Origin of the sequence: Roseovarius sp. PS-C2, assembly GCF_018862045.1 — a bacterium.
Classification (GTDB): Bacteria; Pseudomonadota; Alphaproteobacteria; order Rhodobacterales; family Rhodobacteraceae; genus Roseovarius.
In genome coordinates this window covers 234,015-255,004 of record NZ_JAHKSQ010000002.1, presented here as the reverse complement: position 1 = coordinate 255,004, position 20,990 = coordinate 234,015, and the positions used below count along the sequence as shown (strand labels likewise).

Sequence of the window (20,990 nt, the reverse complement as noted above, 5' to 3'; positions counted from 1 at the left end):
CGTCAGACGCCGAGGTACCGGTCGGTCACGTCCGGGGTCAGGTCGGAGAACGCCCCCTGCCAGACATTGCGCCCCTTTTCGAGGATCACGGCGCTGTCGGCCACGTTCGACAATTCGCGGATGGATTTGTCGATCACCAGAAGGGCCATGCCGGTTTCGGCCTTGAGATGCGCGATGGCGGCCCAGATTTCGTGGCGCACCACGGGGGCCAGCCCTTCGGTCGCCTCGTCGAGGATCAGAAGCCGGGGATTGGTCATCAGGGCGCGGCCAATGGCCAGCATCTGCTGTTCGCCCCCCGACAGCGACGCCGAAAGCTGGTCCTTGCGCTCGGTCAGGCGGGGAAAGAGGCGGCCCACGGCGGCCATGTCCCACGGACCCGGACGCGCGGCGGCGATCAGGTTTTCCTGCACTGTCAGGTTGGTGAAACAGCGCCGCCCCTCGGGGACAAGGCCGATGCCTGCCCGCGCCGCGCGATGCGCAGGCACCCGCGCCAGATCGTGCCCGTCGAACACGACCGTCCCGCCCTTGTGGGGCAGCAGGCGGCAGATCACCTTGACGGTGGTGGATTTGCCCATGCCGTTACGCCCCATCAGCGCCAGAACCTGCCCTTCGCCGATCGACAGGTTGACGTCGAACAGCGCCTGGCTGGGGCCGTAAAAGGCCGAGATGCGCGACAGGGTGAGAAGGCTCATGCGTCCTCCTCCTCGCCCAGATAGGCGGTGCGGACCTCCGCGTTGGCGCGGATCTCATCGACCGTGCCGGTGGCGATGATCTGCCCGTAAACCAGAACGCTGATCCGGTCGGCCAGCGCGAACACCGCATCCATGTCATGTTCGATCAGCAGGATCGGGGCCTGCGCGCGCAGGCTGTCCAGCATCTCCATCAACCGGCGCGAGCCATCGGCGCCAAGCCCGGCCATCGGTTCGTCCATCAGGAACACGCGCGGCGAGAGGGTCAGCGCGACGGCGACTTCGAGCTGGCGGCGCTGGCCGTGCGACAGCTCGGACGTGCGCAGGGCCTGGAACTCGGTCAGCCCGACGGTGTCCAGCGCCGCACGCGCCCGCTCCAGCAGGGCGGCATCGCGCATCACGGGGCGGAAAAACCGATAGACGCCGCCACGCGCGCCAAGCGCCCCGAGCACCGCGTTCTGCAACACGGTATAATCCATCGCCAGCGCCGAAATCTGGAAGGTGCGCCCCATGCCAAGCCGCGCCCGCGCGGCGGTGCTGAGGCCGGTCACGTCGCGCCCGTCAAAGATCACCTGCCCGCTGTCGGGGCGCAGCCCGCCCGCGATCTGCTGAATCAGGGTGGATTTGCCCGCGCCGTTGGGACCGATCAGCGCATGGATTTCGCCGGGGTGCAGCGTCAGGTCGATATCCTGACTGGCCCTGAGCGCGCCGAAGCTCTTGTTCAGGCCGCGAATGTCGAGAACCGGATCAGTCATGCGCGCGCTCCCGTCCGGCCAGAAGGCCGTAAAGCCCGCCGCGCGCGAACAGCACAACCCCCAGAAGGATCGCGCCCAGATAGATGTGCCAGAATTCGCTGAGGCCCCCAAGGCTGTGTTCCAGCACGATGAACAGGGCCGCGCCCGCCACGGGGCCGAACACCCGCCCCACCCCGCCGAGGATCACGAACACCATGATCTCGCCCGAGGTTTGCCAGGAAAACATCGTCGGGCTGACGAACCGGTTGAGATCGGCGAAAAGCGCGCCCGCCAGCCCGGTGATCGCGCCCGAAATGACAAAGGCCGTCAGGTAGAGCCGGTAGGGCACCTGCCCGAGCGCCTGAACGCGCGCCTCGGATTGCCGCGCGGCCCCCAGCATCAGCCCGAAGGGCGCCCGCGACACGCGCCATACGATGAACAGCACCAGAAGCAGCAGCGCGAAGCAGATGGCGAAGAACTGGATCGGGTCCATCGTGTTGAGCCCCGGAAAGCCGTTGCGCACATAGATCGACATCCCGTCCTCGCCGCCATAGGCGGGCCATGAAATCGCGAAGAAATAGAACATCTGCGCAAAGGCCAGCGTGATCATGATGAAATAGACGCCCGTCGTGCGCAGCGACAGCGCCCCGACGCCAAGCGCAGCCAGGGCCGAGGTGGCGATGGCCACCAGCCATATGAGCGGCATGGATTTGGTGCCCTCGATGGTCACGGGCCAGTCGATCAGCGCGGTGTAGCTTTGGGCATGGAAGGCAAGGATGCCCATGGCATAGCCGCCCACCCCGAAAAACAACGCATGGCCAAGGCTGACCAGCCCGCCAAGCCCGAGCGCCACGTTCAGCCCGACCCCGGCGATGGCGAGGATCACGGCGCGGGTGGCGAGCGTGATGGTGAACGGCTCGTCCGTGGCCTGCGCCCAAAGCGGCACGGCCAGAAGCAGCGCCAGAACCGCCGCATTGAGAAGGGTTTCGCGCCTCATGCCGCCCGCGCCCCGAACAGGCCCTGCGGGCGGAACAGCAAAACCCCGGCCATGAGGATGTAGATCGCCATCGAGGCCAGCGACGCCCCGACCGAGGTGGCCGCCGAGGGCTCCATGATCAGGCCGAAGGCCAGCGGCAGCAGGAAGCGGCCCAGGGTATCGGTGAGCCCGACAAGGATCGCTCCGATGAACGCCCCCTTGATCGAGCCGATCCCGCCGATCACGATCACCACGAAGGCGAGGATCAGGACGGGTTCGCCCATGCCGACCTGCACCGACTGGATCGCGCCGATCAGCGCCCCCGCGAACCCCGCCAACGCCGCGCCGAGTGCAAACACCAGCGTGTAAAGCCGCGAAATGTTCACCCCGAGCGCGCCGATCATTTCACGATCATTTTCCCCGGCGCGGATGCGGATGCCGATGCGGGTGCGCGCGATCATCCAGAACAGCCCCGCCGCAACCGCCAGCCCGACAAGGATGATCGCCAGACGATAGCGCGAATATTCGATGCCGAAGGGCAGCATGACCGTCCCCGACAGCCAGTCCGGCGTGTCCAGAAACAACGGGAACGAGCCGAACGCCCATCGCGTGCCTTCGGAAAAGATCAGGATCAGCGCGAAGGTGGCCAGCACCTGATCAAGGTGGTCGCGATCGTAAAGCCGCCGGATCACCACCATTTCGACGATCACCCCGGCCACGGCCGCCGCCACAAGGCTGGCCGCCAGCGCCAGCACGAAAGAGCCGGTCCAGGCCGCCACGCCCGCAGCGGCAAAGGCCCCGACCATGTAGAGCGAACCATGCGCGAGGTTGATCAGGCCCATCACGCCGAAGATCAGGGTCAGCCCGGCGGCCATCAGAAACAGCATGACGCCGAATTGCAGCCCGTTGAGCGTCTGCTCGATCAATAGGATGGTGGACATTCTCTGCCTTGCCTGTCGTTCCCCGCCCCCGTGCCCCGCGCAAGGGTGCCCCCCTTTAGCATGCAAAGGTAAATGCCGGAAAGACCGGCATTTTGTCCGGGCGGGCGTGAGAGGTCAGAATGCCTCGGGTTTGGCCTCGCGTGCCATGTGATCCAGCACTGCGTTGACGAATTTCGGCTCGCGCCCCTCGGGGTGGAAACTTTTGGCGATGTCGACGAATTCCATGATCACCACCTTGGGGGGCGTGTCGGATTGCGTCAGTTCCGCCCCGGCGGCGCGGAACAGGGCGCGCAATGTCGGGTCGATCCGGTCGATGGGCCATTTGGCCACCAGCGCGCGGTCGGTCATCTGGTCGATCTTGGACTGCCAGTTCACCGCGTCGCGCATCAGCGATTCGAACAGTTCGGGATCGCCGTCCAGCATGTCGCCTTCGTCGTAATGCGCGCCAAAGCGGTGATCTTCGAATTCGCGGATCACCTCGTCGACGGTCTGATGGCCCGCCTCCATCTGGAAAAGCGCCTGCACGGCGTAAAGTCGCGCCGCCGAACGCATCTTGCGCCGCTGGTTGCCGGAAACGGGTTTGTCGTCGGTCGTCATGCCTTGGGGTTGTCCTTGAGCTCGCCTGCCAGCTTGTATTCCTCGGCGGCGGGCATGAAGCCCACCCCCTTGCGCCGGCCGCCCCACTTACGGGTGAGCGCGGCGAGATGCAAGGCCGCAGCCGCCGCCCCGGCGCCTTTGTTCATGGCGGCGGGATCGGCGCGGACCTCGGCCTGGGCGCGGTTTTCCACGGTCAGGATGCCGTTGCCGATGCAAAGCCCCTGAAGCCCCAGCAGGGTGATCCCGCGCGAACTGTCGTTGCAGACGGTTTCGTAATGGGTGGTTTCGCCCCGGATGACACAGCCAAGCGCCACGTAGCCGTCGAAATTCGACAGCCGCTCGGCGATGGTGATGGCGGTGGGGATTTCCAGCGCGCCGGGAACTTCCGTGACCTCGTAGCTGCCGCCCGCCGCCTCGATCTCGGCGGTGGCCCCGGCGATCAGGTTGTCGGCGATGTCGCGATAAAACGGCGCGACCACGATCAGCAGTTTGACCGGATCGGTGAATTCGGGGCGCGGCAGGGTGTATTCTTTCTCGGCCATTGGGGATTATCCTTCGCTCAGGGGGCGGGTGCCGGTGATCGAAATGCCATAGGCATCAAGGCCAAGATACCGCGTATCGGGGCTGTCTGTCAGCAGGATCAACTCGTGCAGGCCCATGGTCGACATGATCTGCGCGCCAAGGCCGGTATGCTTGATGGTGCGCGGGGCGTCCTCGTCCTCGAGCTCTTGCGCGATGCTGGGGCGGGGCTGGCGGAACAGGAACACCGCGCCGCGCCCTTCGCGGGCGATGAGGTTCATCGCCTTGGGGATTTTCGAGGTCGGGCCGCTGTCCGTCGCGGTCAGGCCGACGCCCAGAACGTCCTCCATCACGTTGAGCGCATGGGTGCGCGCCAGCACGGGTTTCCCGTCGAAAATATCGCCCTTGATCAGCACAACGTGTTCTGTGCCGGTGATCTGATCGGCGAACAGGCGCATGTCCCACTCGCCGCCGTGGCTGGAATGGACGGTATCGCGGCGCACCTCGCGCACGAGGTTGTCATGCTTGTGGCGATAGGCGATCAGGTCCGAGATCGTGCCGATCTTGAGGCCGTGGGTTTGCGCGAACCCGACCAGATCGGGCAGGCGTGCCATGCTGCCGTCATCGTTCATGATCTCGCAGATCACCCCGGCGGGTTTCAGCCCGGCAAGGCGCGAAATATCGACGGCGGCCTCGGTATGACCGGCGCGCACCAGAACCCCGCCATTGCGCGCGCGCAGCGGAAAGACATGGCCCGGCGTCGCGATCTGGGCCGCGCTGTTCTGTTCGTTGATCGCCACGGCTACGGTATGGGCGCGGTCGGCAGCGGAAATGCCGGTGGTCACGCCCTCGCGCGCCTCGATCGACACGGTAAAGGCGGTTTCCATGCGCGAGGAATTGTTGACCGCCATCATCGGCAGGCCCAACTGGCCGATGCGCTCGGCGGTCATCGGCAGGCAGATCAGGCCGCGCCCGTGGGTGGCCATGAAATTGACCGCCTCGGGGGTGGCGAATTCGGCGGCGATGACCAGATCGCCCTCGTTCTCGCGGTCCTCGTGATCGACAAGGATGAACATCCGGCCCGCGCGGGCCTCGGCGATGATCTCTTCGGTGGGCGCGATATGCGCGCTCAGGCTTTGTTCAACCTCGCCCGGTTGTTCGAAGGGGACGGTATCGGACATGGCAGCGTTCCTCGGAGTTCCTTGGCCTGCGGGATAGCGCAGCCTGTGCGCCTTGGCCAGAGGGGATGTCGGGAACGGCCCCGCTACGCGAGACTAATGCATGCGCTTGCGGATGCGATGCACCAGCCACCACACCGCCGCCACGACGAAGGGCGTGGCGATGGCCATCATCATGCCCTTGCTCAGGTCCAGCGGCGCGGCCAGCGGGTAGGCCAGATACCCCACCAGCGACACGGCATAGTAACTGATCGCGACCACCGACAGCCCTTCGACCGTCTTTTGCAGGCGCAACTGCATGTCGGCGCGGCGGTCCATGCTTTCCAGCAGGGCCTGGTTCTGGGCGCTGCGCTCCACATCGACACGGGTGCGCAGCAACTCGCCCGCGCGCATGGCGCGGTCGGCCATGGCGTTCAGACGTTCGCGGCTGGATTGCACCGTGCGCATCGCCGGATCGTAGCGGCGCATCATGAATTCCGAGAATGTCTGTCGCCCCTCGAAACGCTGCTCGCGCAGCACCTCGATACGCTGCTGTACGATGCTTTTGTAGGCCTCGGTCGCACCGAACCGATACGAGGATTGCGCCACCATGCTTTCCAGTTCGGCCGAGATCGACAGCAGGCTTTTCAGCGTATCCTCGGCACGGGTGGCCTCGCCGGTCATGTCACCGATCATGCCGCTCAGTTGCGCGTCCAGCTCGCCCATGCGCGGGCTCATTTCGCGGGCACGGGAAAAGCCCAGCATCGACATGGATTTGTAGGTTTCGATCTCGCACAGGCGCTGCACGACGCGGCCGATCCGCCGCTCGCCCGTGTCGGGGGCGACCGTCACCGCAAACCGCAGATGCCCCGCCGGGTCGATGCGGAAATCGCCCGCCACCACTGCGGCATCGTCCAGAACGCGGGCCACCGCCACGCTTTCGGCCACGAACCATTCGGCGATCCGGTCGCGGGTGGTGTCGGTATCCTTCCACGGGGTGATGCGGATCAGGGCCGAGGTGATGCGCACGCCCGGCGCCTCGGCCAGCCAGTGCTCGGGGAACACCTCGAAATCCGCCGGATCGAAGGGGCGCGAACTCAGCCCGTCGGTATAGGCGGTGTAGGTGACGAACTCGGTATGGCTTTCCCATTTCAGGGTATGGCGCCCGATACGCCCGAAATAATGGGTCGCGCCGGGCTGTGGATGCGGCGCGCCGTGCCTGTCCAGAAGCGCGATCAGATGCTCCATATCCGCCGCGCGATCCCGCGCCGCGGCCCCTTCGGGGCGCTTGATCGCCAGATAGGCGGCGGTCGAGGGCGCGCGCATCGACGGGAACGGGCGCGCGTGCAACTCGTTCGCAAGGCGATAGCGCAGCGGGTGGTCTTCGATCTGCGACATGGGGCGGGTCCTCTTCTTGACCGCAACTTATCCTGTGCGCCACCGGCAAGAAAGAAAATTCTTGTTGAAAGGCAAGCCCTTAGCTGCACACATTCGCATACTGCACAGCTTGCCCCTTCATTGTTCAAAAAATACTCATATCACGACGCGCGCCACAGGCGCCGACCTAGGGTCAGGACCCATTAATCCTGCACCACCGGTTTCCCTGATTTTTCCGCTGCCAAGGCACAGCTCCGCAGGAATAGTGGTTCTATTTCAAGGAGATGTAACGCAGATCAGAGGGAAAATCAGGGAAATCCTTCGGACGCGCGGAGCGCTGCAAAGCAGCGGCTTTGACCGCTTGGAATTGACTCCGCCAGTCCCGGCGCGTTCAAATCCTCTGCTTTATTGCCCTTCGCGCGCCGGTGGTGCAGGATTAATGGGTCCTGACCCTAAGAAAAAGGGCGCCCCCTGTCGGGAACGCCCTTTCAAGTCTGTCATGCCCTGCCCGGTCAGTCGATCTTGGGCAGGAGGCTGGACATGCTGTCCTTGGCGTCGCCATAGAACATGCGGGTGTTGTCCTTGAAGAACAGCGGGTTTTCGATGCCCGAATACCCGGTGCCCTGCCCGCGCTTGGACACGAAGACCTGCTTCGCCTTCCAGACCTCCAGCACCGGCATCCCGGCGATGGGGCTGTTGGGATCGTCCTGCGCGGCGGGGTTCACGATGTCGTTCGAGCCGATGACGATCACCACGTCGGTGTCGGGGAAATCCTCGTTGATCTCGTCCATTTCCAGAACGATGTCATAAGGCACCTTCGCCTCGGCCAGCAGCACGTTCATGTGCCCCGGCAGACGGCCCGCGACGGGGTGAATGGCGAACCGCACGGTCTTGCCCTTGGCGCGCAGCTTGTTGGTCAGTTCGCTGACGGCCTGCTGGGCCTGCGCCACCGCCATGCCGTAGCCCGGCACGATGACGATGCTGTCGGCATCGTTCAGGGCCTGCGTCACGCCGTCGGCGTCGATGGCGACCTGTTCGCCCTCGACCTCGGCCGCCGGACCGCTGGCACCGCCGAAACCGCCAAGGATCACCGACACGAAATGCCGGTTCATCGCCTTGCACATGATGTAGCTGAGGATCGCACCGGACGAGCCGACAAGCGCGCCTACCACGATCAGCAGGTCATTGCCGAGGCTGAAGCCGATGGCCGCCGCAGCCCAGCCCGAGTAGCTGTTGAGCATCGACACGACCACGGGCATGTCGGCCCCGCCGATTCCCATGATCAGGTGATAGCCGATGAAGAAGGCCAGCAGCGTCATGATGACCAGCGGCAGCATGCCCCCGGTGTTGAAGTACCAGATCAGGCAGATGACCGAGATCAGCGCCGCCCCGGCATTGAGCGCATGGCCCCCCGGCAGCTTGGTCGCCGCCGACGTGACCTTGCCCGCCAGCTTGCCGAAGGCCACGACCGAGCCGGTAAAGGTGATCGCCCCGATGAAGATGCCGAGGAACAGTTCGACCCGCAGGATCGAGATTTCCACCGCATCCTTCTTGGCGATCAGCGCGGCGAAGCCTTCCAGCGATTTGCGCGCCGTTTCGTCCATGGCCATGACCCGGCCCAGTTCGATATCCGCGTTGAAGCCCACGAACACGGCAGCCAGACCCACAAGGCTGTGCATCGCCGCGACGAGCTGCGGCATTTCCGTCATCTGCACGCGCTTGGCCACAACCCAGCCGATGGCCCCGCCGCCGGCAATCAGGAGCAGCGACAGCAGCCACAGGCCCGAGCCGGGCCCGATCAGCGTGGCGATCACGGCCAGCGCCATGCCCGCCATGCCGTACCAGACAGCGCGCTTGGCGCTTTCCTGTCCCGACAGGCCACCCAGGCTGAGGATGAAGAGGACAGCCGCAACCACGTATGCGGCAGTAGTGAAACCGAAATCCATTGTCCTCTACTCCTTATGATTTCTGGAACATGGCGAGCATGCGCCGGGTGACAAGGAAACCGCCGAAAATGTTGATCCCGGCCATGAACACCGACAGCGCGGCCAGCAGGATCACAAGGAACGACCCCGAGCCGATCTGCATCAGCGCGCCCAGAATGATGATCGACGAAATGGCGTTGGTGACGGCCATCAGCGGTGTGTGCAGGCTGTGGCTGACGTTCCAGATCACCTGGAAGCCGACGAACACGGCCAGCACGAAAACGATGAAATGCTGCATGAAGCTGGCCGGGGCCACCAGCCCCACCCCCAGCAACAGCACCGCGCCGACCGTCAGCAGCGTGACCTGTTGTTTGGTCTGCTGTTTGAACGCCGCCAGTTCCTGCGCCCTGCGCTCTTCCGGGGTCAGTTCCTTGGGCGCTTCCTTTTTCGGTTGCGCCGCGATCGCGGCCACCTTGGGCGGTGGCGGCGGGAAGGTCACCTCGCCCGCATGGGCCACGGTGGCGCCACGGATCACGTCGTCTTCCATGTCCTGATTGACCTGCCCGTCCTTTTCGGGCGTCAGGTCGGTCATCATGTGGCGGATGTTGGTGGCATAGAGGCTGGAGGATTGCGTCGCCATGCGCGACGGGAAATCGGTATAGCCGATGATCGTCACGCCGTTGTCGGTGACGATCTTGTCGTCCTTGACCGTCAACTTGCAGTTGCCGCCCTTTTCGGCGGCCAGATCGACGATCACGCTGCCCGGTTTCATCGACTTGACCATGTCCTCGGTCCACAATTCCGGCGCTTCGCGGTTGGGGATCAGGGCAGTGGTGATGACGATGTCCATATCGGGCGCCAGTTCGCGGAACTTGGCAAGCTGCGCCTCGCGGAACTCGGGGCTGGAGGGCGCCGCATAGCCGCCGGTGCCCGACCCGTCCTGCTGTTCTTCTTCGAAGTCCAGATAGACGAACTCGGCCCCCATGGATTCGACCTGTTCGGCCACTTCGGGGCGCACGTCAAAGGCATAGGTGATCGCGCCAAGGCTGGTTGAGGTGCCGATGGCGGCCAGACCGGCCACACCGGCACCCACGATCAGGACCTTCGCCGGGGGCACCTTGCCCGCCGCCGTCACCTGACCGGTGAAGAACCGGCCAAAGTTGTTCCCGGCTTCGATCACCGCGCGATACCCGGCGATGTTCGCCATCGACGACAGCGCATCCATCTTCTGGGCGCGCGAAATCCGTGGCACCATGTCCATGGCGATGACGCTGGTGCCTTTCTCGGCAAGCTGCTGCATCTGCTCTTCGTTCTGGGCGGGCCAGAAGAACGAGATCAGCAACTGATCCTTGCGCAGGCGCTTGGCCTCGGTGTCGTTGGGCGGGCGCACCTTGGCGACGATGTCGGCCGCCTTGTAAAGCGCCGCCGCCGATTTGATCACCTCGACGCCGGCCTCTTTATACGCGGCGTCCGAGAACCCGGCCGCCTTGCCGGCGCCGGCCTCGATGGCGCAGTCATAGCCCAGCTTTTGCAACTGAAGCGCAGAGTCCGGCGTCATCGCGACCCGCGCCTCGCCCTCCATCACTTCTTTCGGTGTTCCGATTTTCAAAGTCTTTCCCCCGTCTCGGTTTATCCTGTTCGAAGGCCGATTCCGGCCCGTTTCCCTGCGTGAACTTGCTTCTTGCAGGGTTATTTCACATTTTTCCACCGGTTTCGATGCAAGGAATGTCGCATCCGGTCAAATCCAACGTCGCGTCTTCTGGCAATAGCGCGCAAATTCCATGCCGAATTTCCGGCGCATCCGGTCTTCTTCGGGTTCGATGAACCGCTTTTCGACGATCCAGACGAAAACCGGAACCAGAGGCAGCGACAGCACCGCATCCCACCGCAGGATCAGCCCCAGAAGAATCAGCGCATCGCCCATGTAGATCGGGTTACGGGTGCGGCTGAAAATGCCGGTCTGCACCAGTCTTTCGGGGGTTTCATGCGGAATGATCGTGGTGCGGTGGCGGCGCATCTCGGCAAAGGCCAGCACCATCAGGAGCACCCCCCCGCCAACCAGAACCCCGCCCGCGAAATCCGCCCATGCCCCACCAAAGGACAGGCCAAGCGCATAGTGGCTGGCCTGAATCCAGGCCAGCACCAGACAGGCCAGCAACCACACCGGCGGCATGTCGATCCATTTCAGCACAGGGCGTTCACCGTGTCCCCGGCAAAGACATGGCGTTTCGGCAAACGCGGCATCATTCCCATTCCATTTCCTCGAAAACCCGACCTGCGTTCTTTGTGGCCAGTTCTTCGTAAGTGTCCAGATGTTTCCACTGTGACTGATCGACGTAATAGGCATCCGACAACTCGCCGCCATTGTCGATATGCTCGCCGATCTTCGCGCGCAGATCCTTGAGGTATCCGGTGGTGCCGATGGTCACCGATTCCATGTTGGTAGGATGGCCGTGGCCGGGAATCACATAAGTCGCGCCCAGTTCGGTGAACGGCCCGTCGAAGGTTTCGATCCAGCAACTCGTGCAGGCGCCTGCGAAAATCGGCGGCATGCGTTCGTGAAACGCGATGTCACCGGCGATCACGATGTCCCATTGCGGAATCCAGACCTGCGTATCGCCGGGGCCATGCGCCGGGCCGAGATGCAGGATGTTGAAGGTCACGTCGCCCATCTCGACGATCTTTTCGTCCTCGAAACTCAGGTTCGGCACAACGACGCTGGTGCCTTCTGCCTTGTCCTTGTTGTAGCCCTGCATGGACTGAAGGATGAAATCGCCCTCTTCCTCGATCTCGTGAATGGCCTCTTCATGGGCCAGGATATCGACGCCCTGCTCGGCCCAGTAGGAATTGCCCAGCATGGCATGGCCCTGCCCGTTTTCGTTGATCACCAGTTTGACCGGTTGATCGGTCACGGCCTTGATCTCGTCATGCAGGGCCCTGGCCAGGCGATAGGACGCGCCGCCATTGATCACCACCACCCCGTCACCGGTGACGACGAAGCTCAGGTTGTTGTTGTGGCCGGAATTTTCATAGGTGGGCGGGGCCGTCGCGCCGATGGCCGAATAGACATGCGGGATGAATTCATAGGGTTTGGAATACAGCTCGGATTGCGGGTACTGATCGGCGATATCCTCGGATGCCAGAGCGGGCGCGGCAATGGCGGCCGCCGCGAGGGCTGCGAAAATCGGTTTCATGACGTCCTCCCTTGAAACTGTCGCGCGATCCTACGCATTCACCTTCGTGAATGTCTAGCGGCTGTATTCCTCAATTGGGCCGACTACACCATTTTTTCCGGGATTTGCAGGGCGCAACGCAAGCCATAGGCTGAGCCTGTCAGCCAGACAGTCACGCACAGGAGAGGGCTTGCCGGTGCCCGATCTGTTTGCCCCCCTCTTGCGGTGCCCCGCACCGACGCGATACCGACATGATACCGACGCAACGCCGATGCCGCTTTTCCCGGTTAACCAAGGCCCTGCCCCATGATGACACGCACCCGTTTCAATGCCTTCTGCGGCGGCCTTCCGGCCGCCGAGCATGTCGTGCAATGGGGCAATGCCGATGTCTGGAAGGTGGGCGGCAAGGTCTTTGCCATCGGCGGCTGGAACGAAGGACAGGATGCCTTCACCTTCAAGGTCACGCCGCTGGCCTACGAGGTGCTGCGCGATCAGCCGGGCATCCGCCCCGCGCCCTATCTGGCCTCGCGCGGGATGACGTGGCTACAGGTCCATGACGATCCCGGCCTGCCGGATCGAGAGTTGGAGGCGCATTTGCGCGCCTCTTACGATATGGCCTTGAAACGGCTGACAAAAAAGGCGCGGATCGCCCTGGGGCTGGAGACCTGACGATGACCGATTTTACCGCGACCAAAGCCATGTTCCACCTGCCCGAAGGGGTTGTTTATCTGGACGGAAATTCGCTTGGCCCCCTGCCCAAGGCCGCACCAGAGCGGATGCGACAGGTGATGCGCGAGGAATGGGGCGAGATGCTGATCACCGGCTGGAACAAGGCCGGATGGATGGCCCAGCCCGCTGCCGTGGGCGACCGGATCGCGCGCCTGATCGGCGCCGAACCGGGCCATGTGGTGATGGGCGACACCCTGTCGATCAAGGTCTATCAGGCCCTCGCCGCCGCGCTGACGATGCGCCCCGAACGCAAGGTGATCCTGTCCGACAGCGGCAATTTCCCGACCGATCTCTACATGGCCGAGGGGCTGATCGGCGAGTTGGACAAGGGCCACGAATTGCGCGTTGTCGCCCCCGACGAGGTGGAACAGGCGATCACCGACGAGGTGGCCGTGCTGATGCTGACGCAGGTGGATTACCGCACGGGTCGGATGCACGACATGGCCCGCCTGACGAAAAAAGCCCATGAAAACGGGGCGTTGGCGATCTGGGATCTGGCACACAGCGCGGGCGCGGTGCCGGTGGATCTGGCCGGGTGCGGCGCGGATTTCGCCGTGGGCTGCACCTACAAGTTTCTCAATGGCGGCCCCGGCGCGCCGGCCTTCATCTATGTCGCGCCCCGCCATGCGGATATGGCCCGCCCGGCCCTTTCGGGGTGGCTGGGCCATGCCGCGCCTTTTGCGTTCGAACAGGCCTACCGCGCCGGAGACGGCATCGCGCGGATGCGCGTGGGCACCCCGCCGGTTCTGGCGCTGGCCAGTCTGGAAACGGCACTGGATATCTGGGACGGCGTGGACATGGCCGCGTTGCGCGCCCGTTCACAGGCGCTGTCCGAACGCTTCATCGCCGCGGTCGAGGCCTCTTGCCCGATGCTGGACCTCGCCTCGCCGCGAGATCGCGATCGGCGCGGCAGCCAGGTGTCGTTCCGGTTCGACCACGGGTACGAGGCGATGCAGGCCTGTATCGCCCTTGGCGTGATCGGCGATTTCCGTGCGCCGGACATCATGCGGTTCGGCATCACGCCGCTGTATATCGATGAGGCCGATATCGACCGCGCCGCCGCCGTGATCGCCCGCATCATGGAGCAGCGCCTTTGGGACGACGCGGCCTATCACGCCCGCGCGGCGGTGACCTGAGCGCCCCAGCTTCGCCCCAATTCACCTTGAATTTGCCGGAAACTCCACGAATTTGCGCCCCACACAATCTGTATCCGTTTTGGAAACAACGGGTGCAGGATCAGCAGTCGCACCCGTCTCGGGCGGTCAGGAACCGTCACCGAGAAAGAGCGCGGGGCGATGCCCCGAGGCAGGAGTGTGAAACATGCCATCGGGCTATCTGGTTCAACTGGGCGATGGATCGCTGGATGTAAACGACAGCATTGTCGATCCTTTGACCTCGTTCTCGACCGAAACGATCATCGGGTCGGGCGACTGGGTCTGGTCGGGAACCTATGGCGGCAGGACCTATACCAACACCTCGGAACCCGGCGTCTATTATCTGGCCACCAACGGCAATATCTATTTTGTGCCTGATTACGGGCCCGTCGACACGATCAGTTCGGCCAGCGTCGAGGACGCCCCGCCCTACAGCACGACCGACGGCGTCGTGAACGGCACGTCAGGCGATGATGTCATCGACGACAGTTTCACCGATGGCGACGGCGATGTCATAGATGGCGGCGACGGGTCCGGCCCGGCTGGCAACGAGGACTTCGTCGAGGCCGGCGCGGGAAATGACAGCGTTGCTTCGGGGCTGGAGAACGATACCGTCTATGGCGAGGCCGGTATGGATACGCTGGATGGCGGATCGGGCAATGACCTGCTGGGCGGCGGCGGTGGCAACGACACATTGCTGGGCGGGGATGGCGACGACACGCTTTATGGCGGGGCGGACACCAGCCAGTTCACGGGCACCGGCGGTACCAATGCGTCAAGCACGTCCTTTCAGGTGATCAGCCTGGGCAATGCCGCGGATATCGACCCGGATGAAACGAACGGCGTCAGTGAGAATGCGGCCGATCTGTTTGGCAGTTACGGATCGACCGGCGAGCCGCTGTATAATTCCCTGCTGGATGTCATCACGTCGGATCCGAACGGATCGGGCAATGTCGATGACAACGACAACGGCAACACGCCCGAAACGATCACCATCGGCGGGGTGGCCAAGACCATCGACTCGGTTCAGGTCTACAATGCGACGCTGACCTATACGGACGGCACCACCGCCGCGATCAGTGCCGTGGTGTTCCAAACCACGGACGGCGAGGTGTACTGGGCCCCGGAACTGGCCTCCAACGCGGATTCCGCCGCCATGTCGGCCAAGCCGATCGAATCGGTCACGCTAACGTCGATCAACGCCGATAACGGCTCGCTCGCGGCCGACCGGATCGACACGGATTACAAGATTCCCGTCCCGGATGGCTCTGACGACGTTCTGGATGGCGGCGCGGGCAATGACGAATTGCACGGAGATCAGGGCAACGACACCCTGACCGGCGGCACCGGGGCCGATACGCTCTATGGCGGGCTTGGCGATGACGAGATGTATCTGGCCGAGGGCGACGAGGCCTATGGCGGCGACGGCGATGACCTGTTCGTTCTGGGCAACCTGAACGAAACCGGCAGCAGTACGATCACCATCGTCGGCGGCGAAGGCGGTGAGACGGCGGGCGATACGCTGCAACTGAACGCCGAGGTCACGCCGGACGACATCACCTTTACCAACACCGATGACGCGGCGGGCGGCCTGTCGGGGACGTTCACCATGGCCGACGGCACGGTGGTGAATTTCAGCGAAATCGAGAACATCATCTGTTTCACTCCCGGCACCCGCATCCTGACCGAGCATGGCGAACGCGCCATCGAGACCCTGCGCGCCGGGGATCGCATCATGACCCGCGACAGCGGCCTGCAGCCGATCCGCTGGATCGGCCACAGCACGGTGGAGGGGCGCGGGAAATTCGCACCGATCGCCGTGAACTCGACCGTCCTGGACGGAGCGCGCCGACCGCTTCTGGTATCGCCGCAGCATCGCCTGCTGTTCACGGGCTACAAGGCCGAATTGCTGTTCGGGGAACCCGAGGTTTTCGTCGCCGCCAAGCATCTGGTGAACGGTCTGGACGTGCGCGTAGTGGAACGGTCCCGCATCACCTATTTTCACCTGATGCTGGAGCGCCACGAGGTGATCTATGCCGAAGGCGCGGGCACGGAAAGTTTCCATCCCAACGATCTGGGCGTGGCTGCCATTTCGCCCGACGCCCGCAGCGAGATGTTCGACGCTTTCCCGCAGTTGCGCCTTGATCTGCGCACCTATGGCGACACCGCGCGCCCGTGCCTGAAAGCCCATGAGGCAAGGTTGCTTTTCGCGCCCGCCTTCGCGGCCGCCGCGTGAGTTGCGGCGGCTTTGCGGCATTCATGCCCTCAAACCGCCGCATGCCTTTCCCAATAAAGCCACAGCCGGTGCCTAAGCCCTTTCACAGCCCCGGTGCATCGGGCTGTCCGAAACTCCGAAACAGACGAATGCACGCAAGGTGAATTTTGGTTTGCCCGATTGTTCGGGCGCGTAAAGGTGGAACGAAACCCGTGAGGACAAGGGCGATCTGCGACATGACAACCGGCGGCGGCTTGCCAGCCGGTTTTCTTACGCGTCGCGCCCGGCCATTCCAGCGGGTTTTGAAAAGACGGAGCTAAGGCATGCCCATCGCAAACGAACTGAACATCAACACGTCCGCAACGGCGCTGGATATGGCGAACACGATGTTCGGGGATGGTGTTACCGTCGTGTCGGCCACCTATTCGGGCGATTCCATCGCATCGGGCACCTATACCGGCGGGACCTCGACGCTGGGTGAACTCAGCCCGTCGGACCAGGGCGTGATCCTGTCCACCGGCCGCGCGAGCGATATCACCAACAGCAGCGGCACGACCGACACCAACACCAGTGACGGGACCTCCAGCAACACGAGCGGTGTCGATGGCGATGCCGACATGAACGCGATTTCCGGGCAAAGCACCTTTGACGGGGCCTTCCTTGAATCGACATTCATCCCCTCGGGCGACACGCTGACGATGCAGCTTGTTTTCTCGTCCGAGGAATATCTGGAATATGTGAACGGCGGCGTGAACGACGCCATCGGCGTCTGGGTCAACGGCACCTACGTGCCGATGCAATTTGACGACACCACCGACACCGACATCTCGATCGACACGATCAACGACACCTCGAACGAGAACCTCTATCTCGACAATCCGCGTTCGAGCGACACCTATAACACGGAAATGGACGGTTCGACCGTCGTGCTGTCGCTGACCGCCCCGGTCGTTGCCGGAGCGGAAAACACGATCCGCATCGGGATCGCCGATGGCGGCGACTCGTCATACGATTCGAACCTGCTGATCATGGCGGATTCGGTTCAGACGGTGAACATCGCGAACGCGGACCATCTGGCGCAGGGGCCGAACACCACACAGGTCCATAATATCCTGGCCAATGACGACGGGTCGGGCCATACGATCACGCATATCAACAACACCGCCGTATCCCTCGGTGACACGGTCGTTCTGAACACCGGCGAACAGGTGACATTGAACGCCGACGGCACGATCAGCATCACGACCGATGGCGATATCGACACCAATACCTTTACCTATTCGACGGTCGATGCGAACGGCACACCGGCAACCGGCTATGTCAACATCGAAACCACCAACACCCCGCCCGATTTCATCGTGGAGGGCACAGGCGGAAACGACCTGATCGACGAAACCTATGCCGGCGACCCCGAAGGCGACCAGATCGAGCATTACGATCACTCGGATGCATCGAACGACGACTCGGTCGTTGCAGGCGCTGGAAACGACACCGTCTACAGCGGCATCGGAAACGATACCGTGCTGGGCGAAGCGGGCAACGATGTGCTGGAAGGCGGGGCGGGCGACGACCTGCTGGTGGGCGGCACCGGCGACGACATCGTTGAGGGCGGCTCGGGCGACGACACGATTTACGGCGACGAGGCGCCGCAGCCCGGCATCTGGGACTATCAGGTCTACGACTACAATTTCGCCGCTGCCGGCGATCAGGCCTTCGACATCGAAAACGGTACGCTGGTGGGCGAAGGACAAACCGGCACCTTTGACGCCACCAACCTGGTCAATGACGCGCGCGGCACCACGGGCGACCCGAACGATTTCGGGATGATCTACACCTCGCGGCTCGTCCCGTCCGAGGATGGCACCTATACCTTTTCGACCACCTCGGACGATGGCTCGTCCATCCGCATCCTGGACGAGAACGGCAATCCGCTGACATGGACCAACCAAGATGGCAGCACCGCCACCTTCATGGACAACGATTACCTTCAGGGGGCGAACACCCGTTCGGGCGAGATCACACTGGAAGCGGGGCGCGTCTATACGATCGAGGTGCGCCACTGGGAAAACGAAGGCGCCGAGGTGATCTCGGGCACCGTCACCTCGCCAAGCGGCAGCACCGAGAACCTCGCCACCAGTTCCATGATCATCGGACCGGAAACCGCGGGCGGCAATGACAGCCTGTCGGGCGGCGACGGAAATGATGTGCTGGACGGCGGGAGCGGCAACGATAGTCTGGATGGCGGCACCGGCAGCGATCAGTTGCATGGCGGCGATGGCGATGACGCGATCATCGTCGATCAGGGCGATACGGCCTTTGGCGGGAGCGGCGACGATACCTTCACCCTGCAGGATCTGGACACCACGGGCACCGGCAACGATTCGATCTCGATCACCGGCGGCGAAGGCGGCGAAACCAATGGCGACACGCTGATCCTGACGCCCGATGTTTCGTGGCAAGACATCACCTACAGCAATACCGACGACGCTGCGGGCGGGTTGTCGGGCAGCTTTACGATGGCCGACGGCACCTTTGTACAGTTCTCGGAAATCGAGAACATCATCTGCTTCACACCCGGCACCAACATCCTGACGCAACATGGCGAGCGGCGCATCGAGACCCTTGAGGTCGGCGATATGGTCCTGACGCGGGATCACGGGATGCGCCCGATCCGCTGGATCGGCCAACGGACGGTGCGCGGGCGTGGAAACTTTGCTCCGGTCACGATCGGGGCCAGTGTGATGGACGGCGCACGCTGCGGGCTGACGGTATCGCCGCAGCACAGAATCCTGTTCACCGGATACCGCGCCGAATTGCTGTTCGGAGCCTCCGAAGTCCTGATCCCCGCCAAGCACCTGATCGACGGGCGCGACGTGATTCAGAAGGACTGCGATGAGGTGACCTATATCCACATCATGTTCGACTGCCACGAGGTGATCTATGCCGAGGGGATAGCAACGGAAAGCTTCCATGCCGGCGATGTCGGGTTGTCCGCGGTTTGCGAAGAGGCGCGCGAGGAGTTGTTCACGATCTTCCCCGAGTTGCGCAGCGCGCCGGGCGATCACCTTGAAACGGCGCGGCCCTGCCTGAAACAACACGAAGCCCGGATTCTGGTGCATCAACAGGTGAGCGACAACAGCCAAAGCCCCTGGCAGGAGGATAGCTTCTGGCAGGGATGATCCCCGCCGGGCGGCTGGCCGTGTTCAGCTTGCCGCCCCTGTCCGGGCCATCCACCCGTTCAGAACATCGCGCAACGCAGCCCAGTCGGTATACTCGGTGTCCGCGTGCGGATCGACATGCTGCCCCTTGCGGGCCGCGATCCAGCGCATCGCCCATGATTTCAGAAAATCGTACTGCGTAAACCGGAAGGCCCCCGCAACCTGCGCCACCTGTCCGGGACGCCACCCCGTATCCTCGAAAAAATGCTCCGCGATCCTGTCGAGATCGGCCAGTTCTTCGGGGTCGTCCCCGGCACAGGCCAGCGACACCGACAGGAACAGCGTGGGAGGCCGGGACAAGGCAGCGGCATGGGCGGCGACGAAATGCGCAAGCTCCGGCTGATAAACCCGCAGATGCACCGACGCGGCGACAATTGCGGCGTCGAATCGCGACAGATCCATCTCCGTTTCCTCATCACTGGCCTGCATCAGCTCGACCGAATGGCCCTGAGCAATCAGGTGATCGGCGCAAAACCGGCAAATGCGCCGGGTCTGCCCTTCGGTCGTTCCATAGACGATCAGGATATTCATCACTGCCCCCTTTCCGCCGGGCCCGTCCATGTCGCGGAACCGGGCCGGTATTGCCGTATCTTCCGTCAGCGCCGGGGCGCGCGCCCTCAGGCCGATTGCAAGGCGGGGTTCGAACGGCCGGAGGCCCAGGCCCGCGCGGCCTCGCCGAAGGCGGTGAACAACGGACGGCTGACCGGGTCGTTGGCGGCATTCCATTCGGGGTGCCACTGTACGGCCAGGGCGAAACCGCGCGCGCCCTCGACATACAGCGCCTCGGGCGTTTCATCCGGCGCGTATCCGTCTATCACGATCCCCTGTCCGGGTCTCACCACCCCCTGCCCGTGCAAGGTATTGGTCATGACCTCCTCGGCGCCCATCAGGCGATGAAACACGCCGCCCCGCGTGAAGCGCACGACATGGCGCAACGCGAATTTTTCCTCCAGCGTGCCATCGGGCGGCATGCGATGGTTGTCACGGCCCGGAAGGTCGCGGATTTCGGGATGCAATGTGCCGCCAAGGGCCACGTTCACCTCCTGAAAGCCACGGCATATGCCCAGAACGGGCTGTCCCCGTTCGATACAGGCCCGCACCAGCGGCAGGGTGATCGCATCCCGCGCGCGATCGAACGCACCATGCGCCTCGGTCGGGGCTTCGCCGTATTCCTCGGGATGGACATTGGGCCGCCCCCCCGTCAGCAGGAACCCGTCGCAGGCCTCCAGCAGTTCATCGACCGACACGAAACGCGGGTCGCTCGGAACGATCAGCGGCATCCCCCCGGCGACGCAGGCCACCGCATCCGAGTTCATCCTGCCACCCGCATGGACGGGATAGTTGTCGTTGATCAGGTAACTGTTGCCTATGATACCGATGACGGGGCGTTTGCTCATGGGGGTCCTGTTTCTGCATTCACATCGTGCTACCGCAAAAATCAAAATAGGAAAACGCCCATCCTCGCACAACCGCCCGCGCATTCGCGCAGACCCGTGCAGATGCACGATTTCTTACCCGTTTGCCACTATTCGAAGCAGGCCAGGTGCGCCCCGTGGGAGGACCCCCGGCCCCGGCATATACAGCAT

18 protein-coding genes are annotated in these 20,990 nt (G+C 63.6%); 4 read left to right on the top strand and 14 right to left on the bottom strand.

All coding sequences use genetic code 11. The features are described 5' to 3' along the window. Positions 1-2: 2 nt before the first annotated feature. The 12 genes from KPG71_RS04580 to KPG71_RS04525 form a co-directional block, all read right to left on the bottom strand. A complete protein-coding gene (locus KPG71_RS04580) occupies positions 3-692 on the bottom strand; it encodes an ABC transporter ATP-binding protein (RefSeq protein ID WP_216336952.1) in 690 nt (229 codons plus the stop codon). Continuing rightward, complete coding sequence (locus KPG71_RS04575) at positions 689-1,444, bottom strand: ABC transporter ATP-binding protein (RefSeq protein WP_216336951.1); 756 nt, start codon at positions 1,442-1,444, stop codon at positions 689-691. Before KPG71_RS04575 ends, KPG71_RS04580 begins: the two co-directional genes overlap by 4 nt. Beyond that, the gene (locus tag KPG71_RS04570; RefSeq protein WP_216336950.1) at positions 1,437-2,420 is read right to left on the bottom strand and encodes a branched-chain amino acid ABC transporter permease; all 984 of its coding nucleotides are present in this window, start codon (positions 2,418-2,420) and stop codon (positions 1,437-1,439) included. The genes KPG71_RS04575 and KPG71_RS04570 overlap by 8 nt, the downstream gene beginning before the upstream one ends. Beyond that, positions 2,417-3,340: a branched-chain amino acid ABC transporter permease gene (locus tag KPG71_RS04565; protein WP_073034772.1), complete on the bottom strand. Its 924-nt coding sequence runs from the start codon at positions 3,338-3,340 to the stop codon at positions 2,417-2,419. The genes KPG71_RS04570 and KPG71_RS04565 overlap by 4 nt, the downstream gene beginning before the upstream one ends. A 114-nt stretch (positions 3,341-3,454) precedes the next feature. Next, positions 3,455-3,937: a transcription antitermination factor NusB gene (nusB, locus tag KPG71_RS04560; RefSeq protein WP_216336949.1), complete on the bottom strand. Its 483-nt coding sequence runs from the start codon at positions 3,935-3,937 to the stop codon at positions 3,455-3,457. Next, positions 3,934-4,479 (bottom strand): 6,7-dimethyl-8-ribityllumazine synthase, encoded by a 546-nt coding sequence (locus KPG71_RS04555; RefSeq protein WP_216336948.1) that lies wholly within the window; start codon positions 4,477-4,479, stop codon positions 3,934-3,936. Before KPG71_RS04555 ends, nusB begins: the two co-directional genes overlap by 4 nt. A 6-nt stretch (positions 4,480-4,485) precedes the next feature. After that, positions 4,486-5,637, bottom strand: a complete 1,152-nt coding sequence (ribB, locus tag KPG71_RS04550; RefSeq protein ID WP_216336947.1) for a 3,4-dihydroxy-2-butanone-4-phosphate synthase — start codon at positions 5,635-5,637, stop codon at positions 4,486-4,488. Positions 5,638-5,730: 93 nt separating this feature from the next. Continuing rightward, entirely contained in the window at positions 5,731-7,011 is a 1,281-nt protein-coding gene (locus KPG71_RS04545) for a DUF3422 family protein (RefSeq protein WP_216336946.1), read from the bottom strand. Positions 7,012-7,502: 491 nt separating this feature from the next. Continuing rightward, positions 7,503-8,936, bottom strand: coding sequence for an NAD(P)(+) transhydrogenase (Re/Si-specific) subunit beta (locus tag KPG71_RS04540; protein ID WP_216336945.1), 1,434 nt, complete (start codon positions 8,934-8,936; stop codon positions 7,503-7,505). Between the two features lie 13 nt (positions 8,937-8,949). Continuing rightward, positions 8,950-10,524 carry a Re/Si-specific NAD(P)(+) transhydrogenase subunit alpha gene (locus tag KPG71_RS04535; protein ID WP_216336944.1) on the bottom strand — a complete coding sequence of 525 codons (1,575 nt, stop codon included), beginning with the start codon at positions 10,522-10,524 and terminating at the stop codon, positions 8,950-8,952. Between the two features lie 129 nt (positions 10,525-10,653). Then, positions 10,654-11,088, bottom strand: coding sequence for an isoprenylcysteine carboxylmethyltransferase family protein (locus tag KPG71_RS04530; RefSeq protein WP_216337205.1), 435 nt, complete (start codon positions 11,086-11,088; stop codon positions 10,654-10,656). Positions 11,089-11,158: 70 nt separating this feature from the next. Continuing rightward, positions 11,159-12,109 carry an MBL fold metallo-hydrolase gene (locus KPG71_RS04525; protein ID WP_216336943.1) on the bottom strand — a complete coding sequence of 317 codons (951 nt, stop codon included), beginning with the start codon at positions 12,107-12,109 and terminating at the stop codon, positions 11,159-11,161. A gap of 288 nt (positions 12,110-12,397) precedes the next feature. Here KPG71_RS04525 and KPG71_RS04520 point away from each other — a divergent pair, with 288 nt between their 5' ends. The 4 genes from KPG71_RS04520 (at position 12,398) to KPG71_RS04505 (ending at position 19,365) form a co-directional block, all read left to right on the top strand. Beyond that, a complete protein-coding gene (locus KPG71_RS04520; RefSeq protein ID WP_216337204.1) occupies positions 12,398-12,757 on the top strand; it encodes an MmcQ/YjbR family DNA-binding protein in 360 nt (119 codons plus the stop codon). A 2-nt stretch (positions 12,758-12,759) separates the two neighbouring features. Beyond that, entirely contained in the window at positions 12,760-13,953 is a 1,194-nt protein-coding gene (gene kynU, locus KPG71_RS04515; protein ID WP_216336942.1) for a kynureninase, read from the top strand. 184 nt (positions 13,954-14,137) lie between these two features. After that, positions 14,138-16,207, top strand: coding sequence for a Hint domain-containing protein (locus tag KPG71_RS04510; RefSeq protein ID WP_216336941.1), 2,070 nt, complete (start codon positions 14,138-14,140; stop codon positions 16,205-16,207). A gap of 302 nt (positions 16,208-16,509) precedes the next feature. After that, positions 16,510-19,365 (top strand): choice-of-anchor L domain-containing protein, encoded by a 2,856-nt coding sequence (locus KPG71_RS04505; protein ID WP_253196092.1) that lies wholly within the window; start codon positions 16,510-16,512, stop codon positions 19,363-19,365. A gap of 24 nt (positions 19,366-19,389) precedes the next feature. Here KPG71_RS04505 and KPG71_RS04500 read toward each other — a convergent pair whose 3' ends face one another. Together KPG71_RS04500 and KPG71_RS04495 are read right to left on the bottom strand one after the other, a co-directional pair. Next, positions 19,390-19,935 (bottom strand): flavodoxin domain-containing protein, encoded by a 546-nt coding sequence (locus tag KPG71_RS04500; protein WP_216336940.1) that lies wholly within the window; start codon positions 19,933-19,935, stop codon positions 19,390-19,392. An 86-nt stretch (positions 19,936-20,021) separates the two neighbouring features. Beyond that, positions 20,022-20,801 carry a gamma-glutamyl-gamma-aminobutyrate hydrolase family protein gene (locus tag KPG71_RS04495; protein WP_216336939.1) on the bottom strand — a complete coding sequence of 260 codons (780 nt, stop codon included), beginning with the start codon at positions 20,799-20,801 and terminating at the stop codon, positions 20,022-20,024. Positions 20,802-20,990: the final 189 nt, after the last annotated feature.

Coding starts and splice junctions, on each gene's coding strand:
- KPG71_RS04500 (WP_216336940.1), bottom strand. CDS start 19,935: ATGAATATCCTGATCGTCTATGGAACGACCGAAGGGCAGACCCGGCGC.
- KPG71_RS04555 (WP_216336948.1), bottom strand. CDS start 4,479: ATGGCCGAGAAAGAATACACCCTGCCGCGCCCCGAATTCACCGATCCG.
- KPG71_RS04495 (WP_216336939.1), bottom strand. CDS start 20,801: ATGAGCAAACGCCCCGTCATCGGTATCATAGGCAACAGTTACCTGATC.
- KPG71_RS04505 (WP_253196092.1), top strand. CDS start 16,510: ATGCCCATCGCAAACGAACTGAACATCAACACGTCCGCAACGGCGCTG.
- KPG71_RS04580 (WP_216336952.1), bottom strand. CDS start 692: ATGAGCCTTCTCACCCTGTCGCGCATCTCGGCCTTTTACGGCCCCAGC.
- nusB (WP_216336949.1), bottom strand. CDS start 3,937: ATGACGACCGACGACAAACCCGTTTCCGGCAACCAGCGGCGCAAGATG.
- ribB (WP_216336947.1), bottom strand. CDS start 5,637: ATGTCCGATACCGTCCCCTTCGAACAACCGGGCGAGGTTGAACAAAGC.
- KPG71_RS04565 (WP_073034772.1), bottom strand. CDS start 3,340: ATGTCCACCATCCTATTGATCGAGCAGACGCTCAACGGGCTGCAATTC.
- KPG71_RS04570 (WP_216336950.1), bottom strand. CDS start 2,420: ATGAGGCGCGAAACCCTTCTCAATGCGGCGGTTCTGGCGCTGCTTCTG.
- kynU (WP_216336942.1), top strand. CDS start 12,760: ATGACCGATTTTACCGCGACCAAAGCCATGTTCCACCTGCCCGAAGGG.
- KPG71_RS04520 (WP_216337204.1), top strand. CDS start 12,398: ATGACACGCACCCGTTTCAATGCCTTCTGCGGCGGCCTTCCGGCCGCC.
- KPG71_RS04540 (WP_216336945.1), bottom strand. CDS start 8,936: ATGGATTTCGGTTTCACTACTGCCGCATACGTGGTTGCGGCTGTCCTC.
- KPG71_RS04525 (WP_216336943.1), bottom strand. CDS start 12,109: ATGAAACCGATTTTCGCAGCCCTCGCGGCGGCCGCCATTGCCGCGCCC.
- KPG71_RS04510 (WP_216336941.1), top strand. CDS start 14,138: ATGCCATCGGGCTATCTGGTTCAACTGGGCGATGGATCGCTGGATGTA.
- KPG71_RS04575 (WP_216336951.1), bottom strand. CDS start 1,444: ATGACTGATCCGGTTCTCGACATTCGCGGCCTGAACAAGAGCTTCGGC.
- KPG71_RS04530 (WP_216337205.1), bottom strand. CDS start 11,088: ATGCCGCCGGTGTGGTTGCTGGCCTGTCTGGTGCTGGCCTGGATTCAG.
- KPG71_RS04545 (WP_216336946.1), bottom strand. CDS start 7,011: ATGTCGCAGATCGAAGACCACCCGCTGCGCTATCGCCTTGCGAACGAG.